This is a genomic window from Halalkalibaculum sp. DA3122, from assembly GCF_043951865.1.
Taxonomy (GTDB): Bacteria; Bacteroidota; Rhodothermia; order Balneolales; family Balneolaceae; genus JAMQKA01.
In genome coordinates this window covers 355042-376537 of record NZ_JBINJF010000001.1, presented here as the reverse complement: position 1 = coordinate 376537, position 21496 = coordinate 355042, and the positions used below count along the sequence as shown (strand labels likewise).

Annotated in this window: 17 protein-coding genes; 15 read left to right on the top strand and 2 right to left on the bottom strand. The window is 51.3% G+C overall.

The annotated features are described in order from the left end of the window. The first annotated feature begins 3 nt into the window (after positions 1 to 3). The 8 genes from ppdK (at position 4) to ACG2F4_RS01525 (ending at position 11152) form a co-directional block, all read left to right on the top strand. Complete coding sequence (ppdK, locus tag ACG2F4_RS01560; protein WP_395257597.1) at positions 4 to 2697, top strand: pyruvate, phosphate dikinase; 2694 nt, start codon at positions 4 to 6, stop codon at positions 2695 to 2697. Continuing rightward, positions 2697 to 3764 (top strand): COX15/CtaA family protein, encoded by a 1068-nt coding sequence (locus ACG2F4_RS01555; protein WP_395257595.1) that lies wholly within the window; start codon positions 2697 to 2699, stop codon positions 3762 to 3764. Before ppdK ends, ACG2F4_RS01555 begins: the two co-directional genes overlap by 1 nt. A 186-nt stretch (positions 3765 to 3950) precedes the next feature. Then, the gene (gene ric / locus ACG2F4_RS01550; protein ID WP_395257593.1) at positions 3951 to 4664 is read left to right on the top strand and encodes an iron-sulfur cluster repair di-iron protein; all 714 of its coding nucleotides are present in this window, start codon (positions 3951 to 3953) and stop codon (positions 4662 to 4664) included. 109 nt (positions 4665 to 4773) lie between these two features. Next, positions 4774 to 6591, top strand: a complete 1818-nt coding sequence (locus ACG2F4_RS01545) for a hypothetical protein (RefSeq protein ID WP_395257591.1) — start codon at positions 4774 to 4776, stop codon at positions 6589 to 6591. A gap of 327 nt (positions 6592 to 6918) precedes the next feature. Continuing rightward, complete coding sequence (locus ACG2F4_RS01540) at positions 6919 to 7545, top strand: hypothetical protein (protein WP_395257589.1); 627 nt, start codon at positions 6919 to 6921, stop codon at positions 7543 to 7545. Positions 7546 to 7573: 28 nt separating this feature from the next. After that, the gene (locus ACG2F4_RS01535) at positions 7574 to 8803 is read left to right on the top strand and encodes a hypothetical protein (RefSeq protein ID WP_395257587.1); all 1230 of its coding nucleotides are present in this window, start codon (positions 7574 to 7576) and stop codon (positions 8801 to 8803) included. A gap of 59 nt (positions 8804 to 8862) precedes the next feature. After that, on the top strand, positions 8863 to 10143 hold the full coding sequence (locus ACG2F4_RS01530) for an acetyl-CoA hydrolase/transferase family protein (protein WP_395257697.1): 1281 nt from the start codon (positions 8863 to 8865) through the stop codon (positions 10141 to 10143). Between the two features lie 574 nt (positions 10144 to 10717). Beyond that, on the top strand, positions 10718 to 11152 hold the full coding sequence (locus tag ACG2F4_RS01525) for a Bor/Iss family lipoprotein (protein WP_395257585.1): 435 nt from the start codon (positions 10718 to 10720) through the stop codon (positions 11150 to 11152). Positions 11153 to 11243: 91 nt separating this feature from the next. On the opposite strand, the gene ACG2F4_RS01520 is transcribed toward ACG2F4_RS01525, so the two are convergent. Beyond that, positions 11244 to 11804, bottom strand: a complete 561-nt coding sequence (locus ACG2F4_RS01520) for a plastocyanin/azurin family copper-binding protein (RefSeq protein ID WP_395257583.1) — start codon at positions 11802 to 11804, stop codon at positions 11244 to 11246. Between the two features lie 393 nt (positions 11805 to 12197). Then, positions 12198 to 13160, bottom strand: a complete 963-nt coding sequence (locus ACG2F4_RS01515; protein ID WP_395257581.1) for a DUF4097 family beta strand repeat-containing protein — start codon at positions 13158 to 13160, stop codon at positions 12198 to 12200. Between the two features lie 228 nt (positions 13161 to 13388). Between ACG2F4_RS01515 and ACG2F4_RS01510 the strand changes: the two genes are divergently transcribed. The 7 genes from ACG2F4_RS01510 (at position 13389) to ACG2F4_RS01480 (ending at position 21480) form a co-directional block, all read left to right on the top strand. Further along, positions 13389 to 14240: a proline dehydrogenase family protein gene (locus tag ACG2F4_RS01510; protein ID WP_395257579.1), complete on the top strand. Its 852-nt coding sequence runs from the start codon at positions 13389 to 13391 to the stop codon at positions 14238 to 14240. An 82-nt stretch (positions 14241 to 14322) separates the two neighbouring features. Next, positions 14323 to 16416: a hypothetical protein gene (locus ACG2F4_RS01505; protein WP_395257577.1), complete on the top strand. Its 2094-nt coding sequence runs from the start codon at positions 14323 to 14325 to the stop codon at positions 16414 to 16416. Between the two features lie 303 nt (positions 16417 to 16719). Next, positions 16720 to 17154 carry a YciI family protein gene (locus ACG2F4_RS01500; protein WP_395257575.1) on the top strand — a complete coding sequence of 145 codons (435 nt, stop codon included), beginning with the start codon at positions 16720 to 16722 and terminating at the stop codon, positions 17152 to 17154. 18 nt (positions 17155 to 17172) lie between these two features. Continuing rightward, positions 17173 to 17697, top strand: a complete 525-nt coding sequence (locus ACG2F4_RS01495; protein WP_395257573.1) for a ferritin — start codon at positions 17173 to 17175, stop codon at positions 17695 to 17697. Next, a complete protein-coding gene (locus ACG2F4_RS01490) occupies positions 17690 to 18238 on the top strand; it encodes a DUF3267 domain-containing protein (protein ID WP_395257571.1) in 549 nt (182 codons plus the stop codon). The genes ACG2F4_RS01495 and ACG2F4_RS01490 overlap by 8 nt, the downstream gene beginning before the upstream one ends. A gap of 172 nt (positions 18239 to 18410) precedes the next feature. After that, positions 18411 to 19040: a TlpA family protein disulfide reductase gene (locus tag ACG2F4_RS01485; protein ID WP_395257569.1), complete on the top strand. Its 630-nt coding sequence runs from the start codon at positions 18411 to 18413 to the stop codon at positions 19038 to 19040. Positions 19041 to 19368: 328 nt separating this feature from the next. Continuing rightward, on the top strand, positions 19369 to 21480 hold the full coding sequence (locus ACG2F4_RS01480) for a PAS domain S-box protein (RefSeq protein ID WP_395257567.1): 2112 nt from the start codon (positions 19369 to 19371) through the stop codon (positions 21478 to 21480). Positions 21481 to 21496 lie beyond the last annotated feature (16 nt).

Sequence of the window (21496 nt, the reverse complement as noted above, 5' to 3'; positions counted from 1 at the left end):
ATTATGGAAACAGAGAAAATGGTGTACAAGTTCGGAGGCGGTACCGCAGAAGGCGATCGGGCGATGAAAGCCCTGCTCGGGGGCAAGGGAGCGAACCTGGCGGAGATGAGCAGTATTGGTCTTCCGATCCCTCCCGGGTTTACTATTTCAACCAAAGTCTGCCAGTACTACAGCGAAAATGACGGGCAGTGGCCTGAGGGACTGGAAAGCCAGGTTCAGGAATCTATTCATCATATCGAGGAGCTGATGGGACTGAAATTCGGAGATTCCTCCAATCCCCTGTTGGTGTCGGTGCGTTCGGGCGCTGCCCAGTCGATGCCCGGCATGATGGACACGGTGCTGAATCTAGGTCTTAATGACAATTCGGTGCGGGGACTGTCGAAGAAAACAGACAACGAGCGGTTCGCCTACGACTGCTACCGGCGCTTTATCGATATGTTCGGCGATGTGGTCATGCAGGTTCCCCACGAAGCGTTTGAAGAAGCCCTGCAGCGCCTGAAAGACGAAAAGTCGGTGGAACTGGATACCGAGCTGGAAGTGGAGGATATGAAGGAGCTGGTGGATCGTTACAAGGCGGTGTATCGCAAGTATACCGGCGATATGTTTCCACAAAATCCGCAGGAGCAGCTGCACCACTCCATCAGCGCTGTATTCGGGTCGTGGGACAGTGCGCGGGCGGTCAAATATCGGAGAATCAACAAAATTACCGGTCTGCTGGGCACGGCTGTAAATGTGCAGGCGATGGTATTCGGCAATATGGGCAATGATTGTGCCACGGGCGTCTGCTTTACGCGGAATCCCTCCGACGGCGAAAACGAGCTGTACGGTGAATTCCTGGTCAATGCCCAGGGAGAGGATGTGGTGGCTGGAATACGGACCCCGAGGAATATAAATGAGCTTAAAAAAGTGATGCCGGAAACCTACCATGAGCTCCGCGAGTTTACGAACAAGCTGGAGCGGCATTACCAGGATATGCAGGATATCGAGTTTACGGTTCAGCAGGGAGAGCTTTTCATCCTTCAGACCCGAAACGGGAAACGTACCGGGGCTGCAGCCGTAAAGATTGCGGTAGACATGGTGGATGAAGGTATCCTGGGCAAGGATAAAGCGGTGCAAAACCTGGTGCAGCCCAATCACCTGGACCAGCTCCTGCACCCGCAGTTGGATGAGTCATCCGTGGACAACGATGAAATCATCGGCAAAGGGCTGCCCGCCTCACCCGGGGCCGCCGTCGGAAAAGTGGTATTTGATTCCGAAACAGCCGAGGAGATGAAGGAGAAAGGGGAGCCGGTTATCCTGGTGCGTATCGAAACCAGCCCCGAGGATGTGGGGGGCATGTCTGCCGCGGAGGGCATTTTGACCTCACGGGGTGGAATGACGAGTCACGCCGCCGTGGTCGCCCGCGGCTGGGGAAAACCCTGCGTGGCTGGTTGTGGTGACATCATCATCAATTATGAGAATCAAACCTTTACCAACGGTAAGATTACGGTTCATGCCGGCGACTGGATATCGATTGACGGCGCGCACGGTACGGTGATCAGCGGCAAAAAGGAAGTGGAGCCGCCCAAATTTGATGACAACTACCACGCCTTCATGAAATGGGTGGATATGTTCCGCGATATGGATGTGCGAACCAATGCGGATACACCTGAAGATGCCGCCAAGGCGCGCGAATACGGGGCCCAGGGCATCGGGCTGGCCCGCACCGAACACATGTTTTTTGGAGAAGAGCGGATCAAGGCGATGCGTCGCATGATCATCTCGGAGAGTGAAGAGGAGCGGCGTGAGGCTCTCAAAGCCCTGCTGCCATATCAGAAGCAGGACTTTGTCGACATATTTGAAGCGATGGAAGGCCTGCCGGTGACGGTGCGCCTGCTCGATCCCCCACTGCACGAGTTTCTCCCGGACGAGGACGAGGAGATTGCGGCGCTGGCAGAAGACCTGGGGATCAGGGAGACAGAACTGAAGCGGAAAATTCGCCTGCTCAGCGAGTTTAACCCGATGTTGGGACACCGCGGCTGCCGGCTTGGTATAACCTATCCGGAGATTACCGAGATGCAGGCCCGGGCGATACTCGAGGCCGCTGTTGAGATCAGGAAAAAAGGCAAAGAGGTCATTCCGGAGATCATGGTTCCCCTCGTGGGAACCTCCGAGGAGTTTATCCACGAGCGGCATGTTATCGACCTGGTCGCTGAAAAAGTGTTTAAGGAGCAGGGCGAAAAAGTGGACTACAAGGTGGGTACCATGATCGAGATTCCCCGTGCCGCCATCGTGGCCGACAAGATCGCTTCCGAAGCGGAATTCTTCTCGTTCGGAACCAACGATCTCACCCAGATGACCTTCGGCTACAGTCGCGATGACGCCGGTAAATTCCTGGAACTCTACCTGGATGAGGGCATCCTCAAGAACGATCCCTTCCAGGTGCTCGATGAAGAGGGCGTAGGCTCGCTGGTGCGCATGGCGGTTGAGAAAGGGCATGAGGCAAAGCCTGATCTCAAGATGGGCATCTGTGGCGAGCACGGAGGAGATCCGAGCAGCGTCGCCTTCTGCTACAATCTCGGCCTCAACTACGTTTCCTGCTCCCCGTACCGGGTGCCGGTAGCACGGCTCGCGGCCGCACAGGCGCGGCTCAGGGGGGAGTCAACCGAAGAGTTGGGAAAAGGTCGCGAGGAAAGTGAAGAGCTCGTCTCCAACTGATGCGGAAATCGGGGCACAAAAACGATCGCGCTGTTGCTTTCTGGCTCTGGACCGGGGCCGGCCTGGTTCTCCTGATGGTGGCCATCGGGGGTATTACCAGGCTGACCGGCTCGGGGCTTTCCATGACTGACTGGAATCTGCTGTTGGGAGCCGTTCCTCCCACCGGCCATGAGAGCTGGATGGAGGTTTTTAACCGGTACAAGCAGTTCCCGGAATACCAGCAGGTGAATGCGGGAATGACGCTCGCGGAATTCAAAAAGATCTATTTCTGGGAGTACCTGCACCGGGTAACCGGTCGCTTTATCGGCATCGTTTTTGTTGGACCGTTTCTCTGGTTCTGGTATCGCGGCTATTTTAACCGGACTCAGCTCAAAAAGCTCTTGGGACTGTTCTTGCTGGGAGCCGCCCAGGGTGGGATGGGCTGGTTTATGGTTAAAAGTGGCCTGGTTGACGTACCCTATGTGAGTCACTACCGGCTGGCCGCACACTTGGTACTGGCATTTTTGTTGTTTGGATTTTGCGTGTGGCTTGCCCTCGATCTGCAAAGGGCGGATGCGAACAAAACGACCGTCCGGGCATCTAACACGGACGGCTTGTTCGGCTGGATGTATGGTATCGGGGCATTACTTGTATTACAGGTCGTATGGGGAGCGCTGGTTGCGGGTCTCAAGGCGGGATACATCTACAACAGTTTTCCCCTGATGAATGGGATGGTTTTACCGGGAACGGTATGGTCGCTGGAGCCGCTGATATTGAATTTTGTCGAAAATCCCGCATTGGTACAGTGGAGTCACCGCATACTGGGCACATTGTTGGCTGGAATGGTGATCCTGTTCTGGGTACGTGTGGTCGCCGAAAACCGGGATCGCCCCATATTACTCAGGTTGACTGTACTGGTTGTGTTTGTATTGCTGCAATATCTGCTCGGGGTATTTACCCTGGTATATAATGTGCCTTTGGCGCTGGCCGTGGCACACCAGGTAATGGCACTGCTGGTTTTTGGTGCCTGGATTGTGCTCCTGCACCACTTGAAGCAGGGCACGAAAATACGGCATGAGACTTCGTGATACCAGGTTTATAGCGAACGAGTGGTTGAAATCGGTATTCTAAAAATCGTGACTATTTCGGGGCCACCAGGTGGCCGCAGAAAAAAGAAAATAATAAAAGACAAAATAGTCTTATTAATTTTTTATATTGTATGCTCCTGAATTAAAGGATACGACAACGTTTTAAAATTCAACAAATACTGGATTATGATAGCAAAAAGAACAATTGGAGAAATTGTAGCAGATGATTACCGAACAGCACAGGTATTTAAGAATCACGGACTCGACTTTTGTTGTGGCGGTGGACGAACAGTGGCCGAGGCGTGTGAAAAAGAGGGTGTAGACCTGGAGTCTGTAGCCCGCGAGCTTTCGATGCTCGGAGGAAGCGCCGGCGCTTCTGACAATTACAAGGATTGGTCGGCGGACTTCCTGATCGATTATATCATAAACAACCACCACAACTATGTGCGGAACAAGCTGCCGGAGATTCATCTGTATGCGCAGAAAGTAGCCAAAGTCCACGGCCGATCGCATCCTGAAAATGTGGAGATTCTGAAGCAGTTCGAAGCGCTGGCTCCCGAACTCAGCGACCATCTTCAGAAAGAGGAGGAGATCCTGTTTCCCTATGTGAAATCGCTGGTGGTTGCCGCGAAGAGTGGAGGAAAGCGAAAAATTCCCCATTTCAAAACAGCAGCGAATCCGATCAGCATGATGGAGGCAGAACACGAAGAGGCGGGCGGCGCCATGGAGAAGATACAGGAACTCAGTAATGATTTTACGCCACCAGGTGACGCCTGCGCCACCTACCGCGTGCTGTATGCAAGCCTGGAGGAGTTCCGGGATGATCTGCACAAGCACGTACACCTGGAGAACAACATTCTTTTCCCAAAGGCGCTCGAACTGGAAAAGAGACTCAATTAAATAATCAATCTTCGGGGCCGACCATTGGCGGCTTCCTCCTGAATGCGCAAAGAGCGGTGGAAGGGCGTTGACTCTTCCACCCTGACATTCCAACTACAGCAATCTGTTTATGAATACATCCAACCACACTTTTTCCATTCCTGTCATGGGGACCGGTCATTCCATCGATTCACCAATTCGCGTGGGGCCCTACGGGATCGATTCAGTGATATCGATTGTGGATGACCTGCTGGTCGAAAAAATAAGAAAATTCTACTGTCAAAAGCTGGATTTTTCGTACTCAAATATCCCCCGAAGCGCCGAAGACGGGCGTGCGCGGCGTATCACGGCCTACCTGAACCTTGTACAGAAGATTGTGCAGGACAAGTTTGAGAAGATCAGGACGCAGCCATTTTTTGAAGAAAATGACAAGGCAAAATATTTTGAGCTGCTTCCCCCCGGCAACAGCCTGCGCAAGCTGTACGATCGGTTGATGGAAACCGGGCGCGGAACGGTTCGGGACAAGCTGGCCTGCGAGCTCTCTAGGCTGATGCAGCCCGGTTCAGTCGATGTTAACATCATGGCGAAAGTCGACGGGCTGAACTACGAGAAAAACGGGACGCCCATGAGCGCCGAATTCAGCGATGCCAACGCGGCCCTCCGGGGATACGCCAACAGCGATCTTTCATCCAGCCTGGTGTTGTCTGCGGGATTTAATCCCCGTTTGTATAACTATATTACCGAGTTTAGAGACTTTTACCGCGATGCCGCCGGACAGATTAAAAAGAAGATTATCCTGAAAGTAAGTGATTTCCGGTCGGCCCTGATACAGGGAAAATACCTGGCTAAAAAAGGCCTTGAAGTCTATGAATACCGGATTGAGTCGGGTTTGAACTGCGGCGGACATGCGTTTGCCTCAGACGGGTACCTGCTGCCCAGCTTGTTGAAGGAGTTCAGGGAAAAGCGCGAACTGTTGAGCAAGGCGGTCCAGCCCCTGATCAAAAAATACTACGAGGATGAAGGCCCCGGTTTTTCGGAGGAATGGGAAATTACCGAGCCCAGGCTTACGGTGCAGGGCGGCATTGGCACCTCCGGGGAAGCGCAACGGCTGCTGGATGATTTCGGCATGGATGCCACCGGCTGGGGCAGCCCTTTTTTGATGGTTCCGGAGGCAACTACGGTGGACAAGACCACGCGAACCTTGCTGGAAAATGCGAAAGAGCAAGACCTGTACCTGAGCGGTGTGTCTCCGCTGGGCGTCCCGTTTAATAACATCCGAAATACCGGTTCACATCAGTGGCACCAGGAGCGGATTGAGAAAGGAAAGCCCGGCTCCCCCTGTCCCAAGGGCTTTTTGGAGGCGAACACCGAGTTCACCGAACAGCCGATCTGTACCGCCTCCAACCAGTACCAGTTGCTGAAGCTGGACCAGATCAGCCAGATGGACAAGCCGGAAGCTGAAAAGGAAAAGATGCGTGAAAAGGTGCTGGGCAAGGCGTGTTTATGTGATCACCTGGGCAATGGCGCGCTGATTGACCTGGGCATCCTGGAAGAACGGAGAGCCCCGCAGGCGATCTGTCCGGGTCCCAACATCGCTTGGTTCGATCGCAACTACACCCTCCGGGAGATGGTCGATCATATCTACGGCAGGAGGGAATCGCTGGTGCCGGAGGAACGTCCCCACATGTTTGCCAAGGAGATGGTCATGTATGTGGATTACCTGGAAGACCTGGTTGAACAATGGGACGGGACCGGGGGCGAACTCAAAAAGCTCAACAAATTCAGAAAGAACCTGGAGCAAGGCATCGAATACTGTGTTGAGATTGCCGATGGAACCCCGTACAAGGATGAGAACCTCGCCTCCATACCCGAAACTGCAGAGAAGCAAATAGAACGATTGAATAATATCTTCGCAAAACTGGAAAAGGAAAATACAGTTACGGCTTGATGAGCAAAAGATCTTCAGCAAGTTTGCTTGAAGAGTACTTTGCCTTAATTCCTCGTTTTGAGGGAGTTATACTCCCGTTTAAAAGGTCAATAAGATCGGTGGTACAACCACCTCCCAACACACATAGCAGATTCTGCAAAGCTTCCTTGAACAAAATGTTCTTCAGTCAAGCTTTGTATTCCCGACGTGAGTCTTGTGTATGCTGTTATTTCAATACGCTGTTAAATTCGTATCTTGGGTCGCTGGTAACAAAATGATATGTAGTTTTTATTTCCAGATGTACCGGACAAAAAGAACGAATTCCAAATCAACCAACTTGACATCGTTATGAGGAAATTAACAGGATTGATAGCAGCCCTATTTATATGCAGCACGACTTACGTGCCAGCTGCACAGGCACAGAACGATACCCCGTCTAAAGAGCAGCAGATAGCAGCCGCGGTAAGTGCCGCTCCGCCGAACAAGCAGGAGGGGGCCAAGGTATATGGTTACACCCGGCAGGGAAAGTTGACAACCCTGCGGGAGGGGAGCAATGAACTGATTTGTCTCGCCGATAATCCGGGTGACGCACGCTTTCATGTGGCCTGTTATTACAAGGAACTGGACCCATTTATGAAACGCGGTCGGGAACTCCGTGCCGAAGGTTTGTCTCGTATGGAAGTGGACAGTATCCGAAAAGTGGAGATAGAAGCGGGCGAACTCCATTACCCGGAAAAACCGATGGGACTTTACAGCTTGTCGGGACCGCAGGATGGATTTAACTATGAAACAGGTGAGGTAGAGAAGGCGGATCCACTCTATGTAGTTTACGTGCCGTATGCCACGGAGGAATCTACCGGTATTTCGAGTACGCCGGCGGGTGAAGGCGGCTCCTGGCTGATGGAGCCCGGTACCCCGTGGTCTCACATCATGATCCCGGGCCGATCCATAGAGCCGGAAACAGCCGGGAATTAAATCACCAAAAAATACCGGAATCCCCGAAGTGCAGCTAGAGAAAAAAGTCGGACGATACCTGTGGCAGGTGATTCTGTGTTGTTTTGTACTGGCGGCACTTACCGGGGTATTGTACCGGCTGGGAATGATAATGCCGCTGCCGGCCGATTTGAGTTTGCAAAATATACGTCACGCCCACTCCCACCTGATGTTTTTCGGGTGGGCGTCCGCATTGCCGCTGCTGCTGATGTACGGGGAGATAAAGTCGATAGAAAAAAAGGAGAACTCCGGGCTAAGTTTGATCTACAGTTCACTCTGGGCAATCCTGTGTTTTGGATTGTTATCCTATCCCTTTTTTCTACTGTTTGGATATCGTCCCGTAACGGTTGGAAGCACCTCACTGCCGCTATCCGTTATCTTTTCCGGACTCGTTATGGTGGGTTGGTACCTTTTCATGGCGGGATACCTGTCAATGCGAAAACATATTGGGGAAGAAGACCGGAATGGGTGGTTCGAGGCTTCCCTGGTCATGCTCTTCATCTCTTCCCTGGGTGCCTGGGGCGTGGCGGTGGCGCAGTTTTCGGGAGTTTCGAATCCACTGGTTGGCAAGGCGTTAACGCACTTTTTCCTGGCCTGCTTCACCGAGGGATGGGTGGTTCTGGCCGCGGTTGCCCTCCTGGATGAACTGTTGGAAATAAACACCGGGTCACTTCCATTTTCGTCCCAGGTACTGATGGTCCTCATTCTGCTGGGTGCGCCCCTCACGTTCCCGTATGGAATTTCAGAAACACTGGTGACCCCGGAAATGCTCATTACGGCGCGGTCGGGCGGCCTGATTTCAGGCGCTGCGTTATGTCTGGCTATGTATGCCCTCCTGAGAAATGGAAAGCGATTAAATTCCATATTCCGCTGGCCGATCTGGCTGCTTCTTATCAAAGGGGTAATGCAGGTTGCCGCTTCCGTCATGCCGTCAGGATTTTGGTTGTCGGATCACGCTCTGCGGATTTTTTACCTGCATATACTGCTGCTCGGGGGATTTACCCTGGTCGGTATTGGGTACCTGTTCCAGGGTAGGACGCTGGGAACCTCGGTGTTTAGCGGAGTGGTGCTTTCTGTTATCCTGGTTCTGGCCAGCCTGTTGCTGTTGACGCGTCTGTGGCCGATTGCCTGGAGTGGAATGTGGGTGTATTATGTGGTGACCGCCGTGGCAGTATTACCCGCGCTGGCAGTGGGGGCGGTGTGGTGGAAATTAACAACCCAATCACCAGCCAAGCGATAAATGTTGAAGTCCAGCAATATAAAGCTATCTGCGAACTTAAAATTTATCCAAACTCTGATATTATGGAAACATTTGTAACCGCCGAAGAAGCTGTAAAATTAATCTCATCCGGTGACCGGGTGTTTGTCCACAGCGTAGCCGCTGCCCCGCACCACCTGTTGGAGGCGATGACCGCCCGCCATCAAGAGCTCAGGGATGTGGAAATAATCTCGCTCCACACCGAGGGTCCGGCCCCGTACGCCGATTCTCAATACAGTGAAAGTTTTAAAGTAAACGCCCTGTTCGTGGGAGCCAACGTCCGCAAGGCTGTCAATGAAGGGCGGGGCGACTACCTGCCGATCTTCCTGAGCGAAACCCCATACCTATTCCGTGACAATATTTTGCCGCTGGATGTAGCCTTGGTACAGATTTCGCCCCCCGACAATCACGGATTCTGTTCACTCGGCGTCTCTGTTGACGCCTCAAGGGCAGCGGTACAGACCGCCAAACATGTGATCGCCCAGGTGAATCCCAAAATGCCCCGAACCCATGGAGATGGAATGGTGCATGTTACGGAGCTTGATGCACTGGTTGACCATGAAACACCGCTCCCGGAACATATTGCTGGGGAACCCGGTGAGATTGAACAAAAGATCGGGAACTACTGCGCCGAGCTGGTTGAAGACGGGGCAACACTTCAAATGGGAATCGGCGGAATTCCCAACGCGGTGCTGAAAGCGCTAAAAAATCACAGGGATCTCGGGATCCACACCGAAATGTTTTCAGACGGTATTATCGACCTTGTAAAGAGCGGGGTTATCAACAACAAAAAAAAGAAGCGTCATCCCGGCAAGATTGTGTCCACTTTTTTGATGGGATCCCAGAAACTGTATGATTTTGTGGATGACAATCCCCAGGTGGCAATGCTTGATGTGGCCTATACAAATGATACGGCCGTTATCCGCAAAAACCCGAAGGTCACGGCGATCAACAGTGCGGTGGAAGTGGATCTCACAGGACAGGTTTGCGCCGATTCGATCGGGACGTACCATTATTCCGGAGTTGGCGGACAGATGGACTTTATACGCGGGGCCTCCCTCAGCGACGGAGGAAAGCCGATTATTGCTCTACCCTCAACCACGAGCAAGGGTATATCACGAATTGTGCCGTACCTGAAGCAGGGGGCGGGCGTGGTAACAACACGGGCTCACGTTCACTATGTTGTCACAGAGTACGGCGTGGCCAATCTATATGGAAAAAATATGAGTCAGCGGGCAAAGGCCCTGATTGAAATTGCTCATCCCGATCACCGCGATCAATTGCAGAAGGCAGCCTACGAGCGTTTCCAGGAAATGCTGTAACCTGGTATCAACACACTCCATCTTGCCCGGCGATGTTGCCAAACGTGCCACTTACAGTCCCGGTTGGTGAAATTCCCAAATTGCTCTCTATTTACGACCGTTTGGACTACCAGTATATTATTATTCCTCCTTAATCCCTATTTCCTCACCAGGAACTGTTCTTTCAGTAGGAGAAGAGAACAACGCGGCAGGCGGGGCCAATTCCTATGTAAGAAATACAGGCAAAATTAGTAGAATCTATTTTAAGATAACGCGTATACCGGTTAACAATTTGTTTTAAGCCACCTATTTCGTTAATACAGAATCACTCCTCCTGTCCTCCTTCTCCAGGGAGGAACTCCCATAGCAAAGTACATGCAATTTTTCTGCTTTCAGTGGCATGACCACCGAAAGTCCCTCTAGAGAAGAGGGATTTAGGGAGATTGGTCCTCCGAAACTAGAAAATAGGAACACTTTCAACCGGTAAACGTGTCCTAACATATTGTTTTTTATTTATTTATGTGCGAATATAGTATCGCTATTCGGTTTGAGTGAAAAAGCTGAAAGACAAAAAATAACTAAATATGGAGTGGATATGACCTTAATAAAAAAAGTAGTGCTGGCGTGCCTGGTGTTGACCGTTTCCGGATGTTATCACGCCAAGGTAACAACGGATCTGGAACCTTCCGCCCGGGTTTATGAGCAAAGTTTTGCCTCCTCCTGGATCTTTGGGCTGGTACCTCCCAAAACCGTTGAGGCGGCCGAGGAGTGCAGCAACGGAGTTGCCATGGTAGAAACCCGGTTGAGTTTTGTCAATATGCTTGTGGGAAACCTGACATTGGGAATTTATACCCCGATGCATATTAAGGTGACCTGCGCCGCGGGATCAGCTGTCCTGGACCTGGAAGAGAAGGGAACCAATGGGTTTACCGTGTTATCCCGTTCTGAAAGCAATTTTATTGACGACATCCAAAGGGCTTCTGAAAAAGCGGTAGAAACCCGGCAACCTGTTTACTTGAAAGTCAAATAGCAATTGAATTCAGTCAATTTAAAAAAAGGCCCGGTAAGAAGTATTACCGGGCTTTTGTATAATATAATTGAAAACTGAAATTTTCAGCTTACTATTCGACCACCAGTGTTCCTCTCATGCCGGCAGAATAGTGTCCGGGAAAGCTGCAGACATATTCATATTCCCCCGGGGTTTCAGGTACGGTAAAAGTGACGCTCACGGTCTCTCCACCACCGGCAAGTTCAGTTTCTGCAATAATTTGATCCGTCATATCCTGGGGGATATAATCATTTTCTTTGGCCTGAACAGCCGCGTTTATAAACGCTTTGGTATCCGAATCCAGGGAGAGCAGTACCCAGTTGTGAGCCATGGCTGTAGCGGGCAACTGGCTGCGGGTTGTCAGTTCAATTCTAATCTCTTCTCCGGGTTGTGCCGAGATCGTTTCAAGACGCACGAGTTCATCACTTGATCCCAGGTCATCGACTACGGAAATGCCCTCGGCATCACTCTCAACGGCAAATTTCATGGCATCGATACCAATGATTTCAATGGTTCGTACGTCGCTGGTGCTCTCTTCCTGGGTAGCTTGTTGTTGATCGCTGGATTCTCCACCTCCACACGCACCTACCAGTGCGATGAATGCAATAAACGTAAATATGTGTGTGAGTTTCATAACTCTGATTTTTATTATTTCGGATTATAACGATTACCTGTCCGGAATGAACAGTTTCTTTCTCTTATTACAGAAGTAAAGTATACGTTTATTGTATGAATTTATAATAAATAAATTTCTGTTTGACCCAACATCTATGACCTAGGCTGCATTTCTCACGATAATGTATGCAAAAGTCATGTACCCTGATGGCAGGCCGTATCTAGCCTCATATTTTGTCGACCTTTTTATTTGACAGGGTGTAAAGCGCTGCGAGATCTGCCCTTCAGCTGCGTTAAATGCGTTAAAGGGAAAATCTACTTGCTCAACGTACAACGGTACGTCTGCGCGGCCCTTTTCCTTGCTGAAGAATAAATTTCTTGGTGAAAATCCAGACTCCCAGCTGACCGGGAACTAATTGTAGGAAATGCGTACCCTGCCTCCGGAAGTCCGCGCCGAAAGTGTTGGTCCGCCCCCGTTTAATGAGCCAGACACCTCGTCCCGTTCAACTTCGCCGGTAAAGTTATTGAGCCTGGTACTGACTCTGCTCCCTTTGAGATCGATATTGAGGGCGATGCCATCTGGCACGCTGATATTGATGTGTCCACCGCTGGTATTGAGGGTTACCCCCTCGTCAACGCCTGTCAGTTCAGCCTCAATATTGCCGCCGCTGGTCCGGGCTTCTATGCTGCCGGCTATCTGTTTCAGAGCAATATGCCCCCCGCTGGTTCGTAAATTGATGCTGCCTTCGGCCTGCTCCGCCTCAATATGTCCGCCACTGGTGCGGGCATCCATCTGGCCGGCAAAGTCCCGGATTTCGATATGTCCGCCTGAAGTCCGTGCCTCAACTATGCCTCTCATGTTGGTCATCTCCAGGTGTCCTCCGCTGGTCGAGAGCCGTTGGTTACCCTCAATACCGGACACAGAAATATGTCCCCCGCTGGTACGGAGACGGGTTTGCATCTCCCGGGGAGTATATACCACAAAGGAGATTGAAAGATTATTTCGCCCCCAGTTCCAAAATTTGCTCTCCTTCTCCGCAATAGCTTTTACTGTGCTCCCCGACTGCGAAATATTGATATCAAAATCGTCAAGATCTGTGTCTGATGGACTCAGTTCCCGTCCCCCGCGCCGGACATACATTTCAACACGAACCAGGTCGGTTTCCGAGGCCTCCACCGTGATATGTCCTCCCGAGGTTCGAACCTCCAGCTCCCCGGGCGCATTTATATTGAACTCCTCAATTCGATAGGGATCATCGAGACCCGTTTTCAGGGTTTTGGCTGACGCTGGAATAATCAACAGAAGCGTTATCAGCAGCGAAAGGCCCATTGCAATCAGCACTTTGGCGATATAAATATTACGAGCAGTCATCATTTTCTCCGGTAGGTTATGATTTTAAAACACGAACTTGTTACGAAATCGCCTGTTAGAATGTTTCAGAAAAGGATTCGAAATTACTTTGGAAGAATGCTGAAGAACGGTTTGGCAGGGTTATTTTTCCATAACTCTTATTCTTCCTGGATACAGGGGAATCCAGCTACATTTTGTAGTCCGGATGCTTATTTTCTATACGTTTCAAAGTCAAAGAGAATAGTCAGCTAAATGAAGTTACCTTTTTTTCTTGCCAGTCGATTTGTAGCAGGAGAGACCCTGGACCAGGCGATTCCCAAAGTTCAAAACCTGAACCAAAAGGGGATCAGCGTAACCCTCGACATGCTGGGCGAAAATGTAACAAGTCGCACGATGGCTCGTGAGGCGACGGACGGTTATATCAGCCTGATTCATGGAATAGAGGAGGCGGGTCTGGACAGCACGATTTCGATTAAACTTACCATGCTGGGACTCGACATTGGCCCGGAATTTTGCCGTGATAATTTGTTCCGCTTGCTGGATGTGGCCCGGAAACGCGACCAGTTTGTGCGCATAGATATGGAGGGCTCCGACTATACGCAGGCCACTATCGATATTTTCAGGGAAGCATTTGGCAACTACGGCAGCCATGTGGGGATTGTTATCCAGGCGTACCTGTACCGCTCAAAACAGGATATTGACGAGCTGTCCGCGATGGGGGCTGACATTCGCCTCTGCAAGGGAGCATACAAGGAACCGGCGAAGGTAGCCCTGCAGGAGATGCCGGCCATACGGGAGGCGTTCAAAGAATATGCCGCCAAACTGCTGGATAGCACGCCCTGCCCGCGTATGGCCACTCATGATGACCAGTTGATAGAGTGGCTGCTGGATTACACCGAAGACCAAAAGATCGACAAGGCGCGTTTCGAAGTTCAGATGTTGTACGGGCTGCGACAGGAAACGATGGAACGACTGGCGGCACAGGGATACAACACGCGTATATATGTGCCGTACGGCACCATGTGGTTGCCGTATTTTAAACGGCGGCTGACCGAACGAAAGGAAAATATCTGGTTTGTATTGAGTACGATCTTTAAATCCTGAACACCGGTAAAGCAGAGTTGTCCACCAACATCTTAAATGAATGATCACAAGGTTTCGATATTTAGCCCCCGTTTTAGCGGGAATGGGTCTCCTTTTTATACCGCTGGTGAGCGATTTTCATATCGAATCTGCGATTATCGCCGCTGCCACCGGAGCGTTTTGGGGAGGCATTTCGGGAAGCGAAACCGGGCGGAGCAAGCCGGATCTCAGGTGTGTGATGGAAATTTTGGCGGCTCTTTATCTTTTGGGGCTTCCGCTTTTATTCTATGCGGTGGTCACCGGGTGCTATACGGTTCACGGGCTGGGATTTTGGCTTTTTCTGCCGGCACCCAGCGTTTTCCTTGGATATGGAACCGGCCGGCTGTTCCGACTGTTTAAGGTACCGTTCCCCAGATTCCTGACTCTAGGTACACTCTCTTTAATCGCTGCAGGTGGATTGCTCTACGAATTTTTCACATTGCCTCAACTCTATTTTTTTAATCATGTCTGGGGATACTGGCCTGGCCCGATTTATGATGAAGCGGTCCACTTCCCGCTCTCACTCGTTGGATTTCGATTCCTTACTTTGTGCTGGGTTCTGCTTGTCTGGCTGATTCCTGTGCTCCACAAAGATCGATTCTACAAGTGGATCGTCGGGCTGGCTACTCTAGGGCTGGTGTTGGGATATACGCAACTGGAACAGATGGGTATCGTTACTCCCCGGGAGTATCTGCAACAGCAGCTTGGCGGCGTCCTTGAGACGGAGCATGCCCGGCTCTATTATGATGAAAAGGCGTTTTCCCCCTCCGAGATTGATCGTTTGGGAATGGAAACGGAGTTTTATGTCAGCCAGGTTCAAAAGGCGCTCGAGATAGAACAGCCTGATTCGGCAAATCCCATTGAACTCTATCTCTACGCGGACCCGTGGCAAAAGAAACAGCTCGTTGGCGCCAAGTACACCAGTTATGTAACGGTATGGCAGCGCATTCCACAGGTACATATTGCCAGGGGACAGGTGGAGGGGACGCTCAAACATGAAATAGTCCACGCGGTAACCGCGCTGCTGGAGTGGCCGGGCCTGGTTCCCAATATCGGGTTGACGGAGGGGATTGCGGTTGCACTTGCGCCTGATCGCTCCCCGCGCTCCACGATCGACCAGCTGGTAGCCGCAGGCGGGCCGTATCCGAATGCAGAGCAGATGGAGTCGTCGCTTTCCTACTGGGGCTTTTATACCAGCAGGTCGCCGGTAAGCTATACGACCGCCGGTTCATTTGTGCGCTATCTTATCGAGACCTACCCACCGCAGCATTTTGTAAATGCCTACAAATGCGGAGATGTAGAACACGGGTACGAAAGGCCGTTTGCAGATCTGGTGGCCGGCTGGCACCACAGGCTCGATTCGGTCCGTATTGACAGCAGTGACCGGCGCCGGGCCAGCGACATGTTTGGCCGCCCTTCCGTGTTTGAGCAACCGTGCCCGCACAAAGTATCTCGTGCCGCGGAGCTTTTTGACCGGTTTTTACTGAGCCAGACCCGTGGTGATACCGCAGTTGCACTCGGGGCGCTTACGGAATTGAGGCGGATTGATACGACCCGATATTCCTCTGACCTCCTCTGGATGGTCTGGAACCTGAAGGCCGGTACACCGGAACCGGTCATTCGGGAAGCTGATCTGGATCCGTGTCGCATTGAGGTGCAACTGTTAACGGCCGATGCCTGCCAGTTGGCGGGGCGGGGAGAGCAGGCCCGGCAGCACTTGAACCGGGCGATGGAGCTGGCAACTCAGCAATCGGATACCACTTTTGAGGAAGCGTTTGTCGTACGCATGGACTCGCTGCAATGGCAATATGATCTGCAGCTGCGTTTTAGCGAGTCCCTGTTGGACAGCACTCGGTTTGACCGGGCCTATTACAGGTTGAAGATGAGAACGGTGGAAAATTTACTGCAGACAGCGGAGGAGGAGAGGGATCTGCTTCGGTTTTATGCGGCCCGCCTTGCGGCACTGCCGGTCGATATGGATTATTTTAGCACGTACCTTTCGATGATACACCACCTGGGATATACCGGGAACATGGCGCTGGCGGAAAGGTGGATCCGGAAGTTGAACGCCCAAAAGCTCTCATCGCGTTACCGGGAACGGCTTCAGCAGCAGCGGGAGTGGATTCAGTACCTGTCTCGAAATTCTTGCAAAATCTGACGTTTATGTATCAGATTGAGCTAAATCCTATAGGTTTCCTGGGTTTTCAGGAGGTAAGAATCGATCTGCTGCTGAAAACGGGAATTAACTGGGCAGCAGTTATCAGAGGGCCTCAATAAATCAATAATTGAAGACTGCTAAAATAATCTTAGATTTTAAGGAGGGTTTTGTCAAACTGTTGTTTTGCCAATACCGGCATTTCCGTGAAGTCGAAATATTTTTTTATAAAGTATGAACGTTGTTTCGAATTCGCTATTTCTTAACCCAAGCTGACGTCAACTAAAAATATAGAAGGCACAGAAAATGAAGCCTGTAGCATTGTTACTTTTATTGGCCAGTATGGCCCTTCCCGGATGGGCACAGGATGCGGTTCCCGCGGAAGAATCTTCGCCGGAACCGGAAACCTTCCAGATGCAGTGGGAGGATTCAACCGTGACGATGCAGAAATATTTTATAGTATTTCTCAAATCGGGTCCCGAAAGAAGTCAATCAAAGGAGGAAGCTGAAGAGATTCAGCAGCAACACCTGGATTATCTTTCCAAAGTATACCGGGAAGGCCATACCAGCATTACCGGGCCCTTGGGAGATGACGGTGATATTCGTGGAATTGTAATATATAATACCGCTACACTGGAGCAGGCCCGATCGCTGGCAGAGCAGGATCCGGCGGTAAAAGCGGGTCGGCTGGTGGTAGAGGTGCATCCCTGGTGGGCGGCAAAAGGATCTACACTCAAATAACAAATAATGGAGTTTGTGATGATTAAAAAACAGATAGAAGAGGAAGTCAATGACCAGATTCGGGCTGAATTTCAATCGGCATATCTTTACCTGGGATTTTCAGCCTGGTTCGAATCCAAGAATCTGAACGGGTTTGCCCATTGGATGAAACTGCAGTGGCAGGAGGAGATTAATCACGCCATGCGGCTGTATAATCACCTGCTGCAGCGCGGTGGTGAGGTCCGGCTTAAAACGCTGGAAGCCCCGGAGGTGGATGTAAGTTCGGCGCAGGAGGTTTTCGAGCGGGCACTGAACCACGAACAATACATTACGAAGCGTATTCACAAGCTGTATACACTTGCCCAGGACGAAGAGGATTACCCGCTGAAGTCGTTGCTGCACTGGTTCATTGATGAGCAGGTGGAGGAAGAGGATGTCACCGGCGAAATTTTTGAGCGCCTGAAAATGATTGAAGGTCAACCGGCGGCCTTGTTGGATCTTGACCGCGAGCTTGCCCAACGGCAGTCTGAAGAGGAATCGGAAGCTGCGGCAGGTGATGAGTAACGACGAGTACTCGGTATCGATGTTGAAGGCAAACTTTGTCAGTTTCCTGCTTTTCATTCCGCTGAGCCTGTTGCTCCTGGTTCCATATGGCGCGCTGTGGGGACTGGAAAAAACAGGGAGTGACCTGATCATTTTATATGAAGATCCGCTGTTTTTTGTGTTCCTGATGCTGATGGGCATTGTGGCCCATGAACTGCTTCACGGGTTGACATGGATTTGCGTTGGCAACAAGTCGTGGAGCTCAATTAAATTCGGTGTCAACTTTTCCGCCCTCGCCCCGTATGCCCACTGCAGGGAACCGCTGGAGGTCAATGCCTACCGCTGGGGAGCGGCCATGCCCGGGCTACTGCTGGGCGTGGTTCCCTTTCTTGCAGGATTGACAACCGGGCACGCCTGGTTTACGCTGTTTGGGTACCTGCTGTCGATTACGGCCTCGGGTGATATTCTTATCTTGTGGTTGATACGGAACCTGGAGCGGGGAACATATGTTCAGGATCATCCGGAACGAGCGGGCTGCGAAGTCATATCCGCCGAAAACTAAAGAACGTTGACTCCTTGCAACGTTCCACTAACAGAGGGCTTTTGCAAAACCCTTAATTCCTCGTTTTGAGGGAGTTGTACTCCCGTTAAAAGGTCACCAAGGTCGGTAGTACAACTATCTCCCAACAAAATGGCAGGTTCTGCAAAGGCCCCTAACAGAAATTGATGCAGGAATGAATCAGAAAAACAGCGAAACGAAACAGAAAGCCGGAGACTCCAGGTGGTTTGGTAAACGTGACCTGGCAGAGTGGGGAGTTATCCTGCTGGTGGGCGCGGTTCTGTACGCAACGGGGCTGCATACCGAGGTACTCGGCCGGCTGCAGCAGGCGGTGCTCTGGACCGGGCTGATTCAGCCGGAAACTGAAGTGCCCGTATCGGAACGGGAAGCGGCATCATATGATATGCAGCTTATTTCATTTGAGGGAGAGCCGGTCAGCCTGGCTGAGTTCAGGGGAAAGGTAATTTTTCTAAACTACTGGGCAACGTGGTGTCCACCCTGCATTGCGGAGATGCCCAACATCCAGGCTTTGTATGAGCAATACCGCGACAACGAGCAGGTCAAGTTTGTCATGGTATCGATGGATGAGGAGAAGAGCAAGGCGGATGATTTCCTGGAAAGGAAGGATTTTACCCTCCCGGTATATCAGCTTGCGGGTCCACGACCCAAAAGCCTGCAGAGTACAATACTTCCCACCACATTTGTTATCGGAAAAGAGGGCAGAATTTTGGTCAAAAAGCGGGGTATGGCCAATTATAATACGGCCGAGTTCCGGGCATTCCTGGATACCCAGATCTCGAACTGATGGGTTACAGGCCGGGAAGCAGCGTTGTCTATTGTGAAAGAAAGTGGTAAAAGGTTATGTTTCAGCGTTGGTTTTTAGTTCGTAATCGACATGGGGCGAATACGGATATGGGTAAATCAGTTAAATAAATATGTTTACCGGTTGAATCTATTCGAAGTATTTTTGGGTACAGCTTTTCAGGTATCCCGAAACCCGGTCCGTGAACACAAAAGAGGCAGCCGCTGATCCTGCGGAGGATCTTGAGGTTCGATCTCCTGGCAGGTCCGGGGCATGACAACCAAGAGCAGAGAGGGTAATCCTGACAAACACAGTAGTTGATATAAAGAATATGGCTTTAGGGTATGCAACAAAAGAACGACTCGTATTAAAATGCAGCATTAACCTTGATGGAACGTGGAGGGCGAATCCGATTGCATTGGGTAATCGGCTGGGATATTCAAGCCGGGAACTTCAGGACCGCGTGTTGGCTGATCTTTTCCATCCCGACGACAAGAAAGAAATAATACAGGCACTTGATGAATTGAGGAAGGGGAAGAAGCGGGAGTTCGACCTGGAAAAACGAATGATCGCTAAGTCTGGCCGGCCGGTATCGATCTACCTGAGCGGCGCGTTAATTCGTGATGAGGAGGGGATGCCCGAGTACCTGTTCTGTTTTATCCGGGAGCTCACGGGAGGGAAAAGTACTGAGAAGAGACTCGAAGAGGTGGAACAACGGTTCAGCTCGCTTTTCCGGCATAACCCCCAGCCGGCGTACTATTTCGACCTGGAAGGCAATTTCCGCGGTTTTAACAAGCGCATGCTCGAATTTACGGGCTACAGCCGTAGTGAGCTGCGGTCGATGAACTTTCAGTCGCTGATCGTTGAAGAAGATCTGAGCGACAACCGCCGTCAGTTTGAGAAGGCCGTTTCCGGGAAGCCGAGCCAGGATGAAATCCGGGTCGTGGTCAACGGAGGAGAGCGGCGGGAAATCAGGGTTACCAAGTTCCCGATGTTCGTGGATGGTGAGGTACAAGGCGTGTTTGGGGTACTGGAAGATATCACGGGGCGCAAAGACACTTTCAGAGAGCTGGAAAGAAGCAAGCAGCGGTTTAAATCACTGTTTGAGCGGAATCCCTACGCGGTCTTTTCGTTTGACCTGCAGGGTAACATTGTAAGGGCAAACCGGGCGCTGGTTGAGTTGACCGGGTATACGGCCGGTGAACTGCAGGAGATCGGTTTTAAGCCGCTTGTTGTCGCCCGCGATCGCGACCGCGCTGCCAGGAAGTTCCGGGAGGCTACCCGGGGAACTCCACAGACATTTGAGGTGCAGGTTACTGACAAAGGTGGGCAAAAGCTTGATCTCAAGATTACCAACCTGCCGATCTATGTTGATGGGGAGATAGTTGGTGTATTTGGCATCGCCCAGGATATAACGCGGGAGAAAGAAGCACAACGCAGGCTCCAGGAAAGCGAAGAACGCTGGCAGCGCCTGGTTGAAGAAAATCCGCAACCGGTACAGATTATTCAGGACGGGAAAATCAAGTTTATCAACAGGGCCGGTCTACAGCTGTACGGGGCCTCGGAGATCGAAGAGCTCATCGGCAAGAAACTGGTTACATTTTGCCATCCTGACTATCGTGATCTGTTTGAGCAGCGGAAAGAGCGCCTGGAAAACAACTGCCGAATCGATGCGGGGGAACTGGTGATGGTGCGTCTTGACGGCGAAGAACGTGTTGTGGAGACCCATTCCATCCCGATTACTTTCAGGAGAGAAGACGCAATACAGACGGTGCTGCATGATATTACTGAGCGCAAGCACCAGGAGGAGGTCATAAAAGAGTCGCTCACCGAAAAGAAAGTACTATTGCAGGAGATCCATCACCGGGTTAAAAATAACCTGGCCGTCATTTCAGGGCTGCTGGAACTGCAGGCGATGAATACGGATGATGAGGCTACCCTTGCCACCCTCCGGGAGAGCCAAATGCGGATACAGTCGATGGCGATGATTCATCAAAAGCTCTACCAGTCAGAAGCTCTTTCCGGTATAGGATTTGACCGCTATGTGAAAGAGCTGATCCAGACGATTGAGAATACCTACCACTCCGAGGGACAGAATGTGAGTGTCAAGTTTGAGATGGATTCCGTGCAGTTGAATATCAACCAGGCGATCCCTTCCGCCCTTATCCTGAATGAACTGGTGTCGAATGTATTCAAGCACGCCTTTAAAGGCCGCGACGGGGGAACCGTTTGGATCCACATCGGCGAACACAGCGGCCGGGTGCAAATGAAGGTTGTCGACAACGGGGTGGGGATTGGTCCGGATTTTGATATTCAAAAACAGCATTCACTTGGTATGACCCTTGTGAATACGCTCACGCAACAGCTGGAAGGGGATCTCGAGGTCCGTTCTGTTCCTGACGTTGAGGGAACGGAGATTGCCGTGAGTTTTGATTTTGAGTAACGGCTCACCCAGGAAA

What these genes read in the sequence shown, in the direction of transcription:
- ppdK (WP_395257597.1), top strand. Translation starts at nt 4, where the DNA reads ATGGAAACAGAGAAAATGGTGTACAAGTTCGGAGGCGGTACCGCAGAA.
- ACG2F4_RS01555 (WP_395257595.1), top strand. Translation starts at nt 2,697, where the DNA reads ATGCGGAAATCGGGGCACAAAAACGATCGCGCTGTTGCTTTCTGGCTC.
- ric (WP_395257593.1), top strand. Translation starts at nt 3,951, where the DNA reads ATGATAGCAAAAAGAACAATTGGAGAAATTGTAGCAGATGATTACCGA.
- ACG2F4_RS01545 (WP_395257591.1), top strand. Translation starts at nt 4,774, where the DNA reads ATGAATACATCCAACCACACTTTTTCCATTCCTGTCATGGGGACCGGT.
- ACG2F4_RS01540 (WP_395257589.1), top strand. Translation starts at nt 6,919, where the DNA reads ATGAGGAAATTAACAGGATTGATAGCAGCCCTATTTATATGCAGCACG.
- ACG2F4_RS01525 (WP_395257585.1), top strand. Translation starts at nt 10,718, where the DNA reads ATGACCTTAATAAAAAAAGTAGTGCTGGCGTGCCTGGTGTTGACCGTT.
- ACG2F4_RS01520 (WP_395257583.1), bottom strand. Translation starts at nt 11,804, where the DNA reads ATGAAACTCACACACATATTTACGTTTATTGCATTCATCGCACTGGTA.
- ACG2F4_RS01515 (WP_395257581.1), bottom strand. Translation starts at nt 13,160, where the DNA reads ATGATGACTGCTCGTAATATTTATATCGCCAAAGTGCTGATTGCAATG.
- ACG2F4_RS01510 (WP_395257579.1), top strand. Translation starts at nt 13,389, where the DNA reads ATGAAGTTACCTTTTTTTCTTGCCAGTCGATTTGTAGCAGGAGAGACC.
- ACG2F4_RS01505 (WP_395257577.1), top strand. Translation starts at nt 14,323, where the DNA reads ATGGGTCTCCTTTTTATACCGCTGGTGAGCGATTTTCATATCGAATCT.
- ACG2F4_RS01500 (WP_395257575.1), top strand. Translation starts at nt 16,720, where the DNA reads ATGAAGCCTGTAGCATTGTTACTTTTATTGGCCAGTATGGCCCTTCCC.
- ACG2F4_RS01495 (WP_395257573.1), top strand. Translation starts at nt 17,173, where the DNA reads ATGATTAAAAAACAGATAGAAGAGGAAGTCAATGACCAGATTCGGGCT.
- ACG2F4_RS01490 (WP_395257571.1), top strand. Translation starts at nt 17,690, where the DNA reads ATGAGTAACGACGAGTACTCGGTATCGATGTTGAAGGCAAACTTTGTC.
- ACG2F4_RS01485 (WP_395257569.1), top strand. Translation starts at nt 18,411, where the DNA reads ATGAATCAGAAAAACAGCGAAACGAAACAGAAAGCCGGAGACTCCAGG.
- ACG2F4_RS01480 (WP_395257567.1), top strand. Translation starts at nt 19,369, where the DNA reads ATGGCTTTAGGGTATGCAACAAAAGAACGACTCGTATTAAAATGCAGC.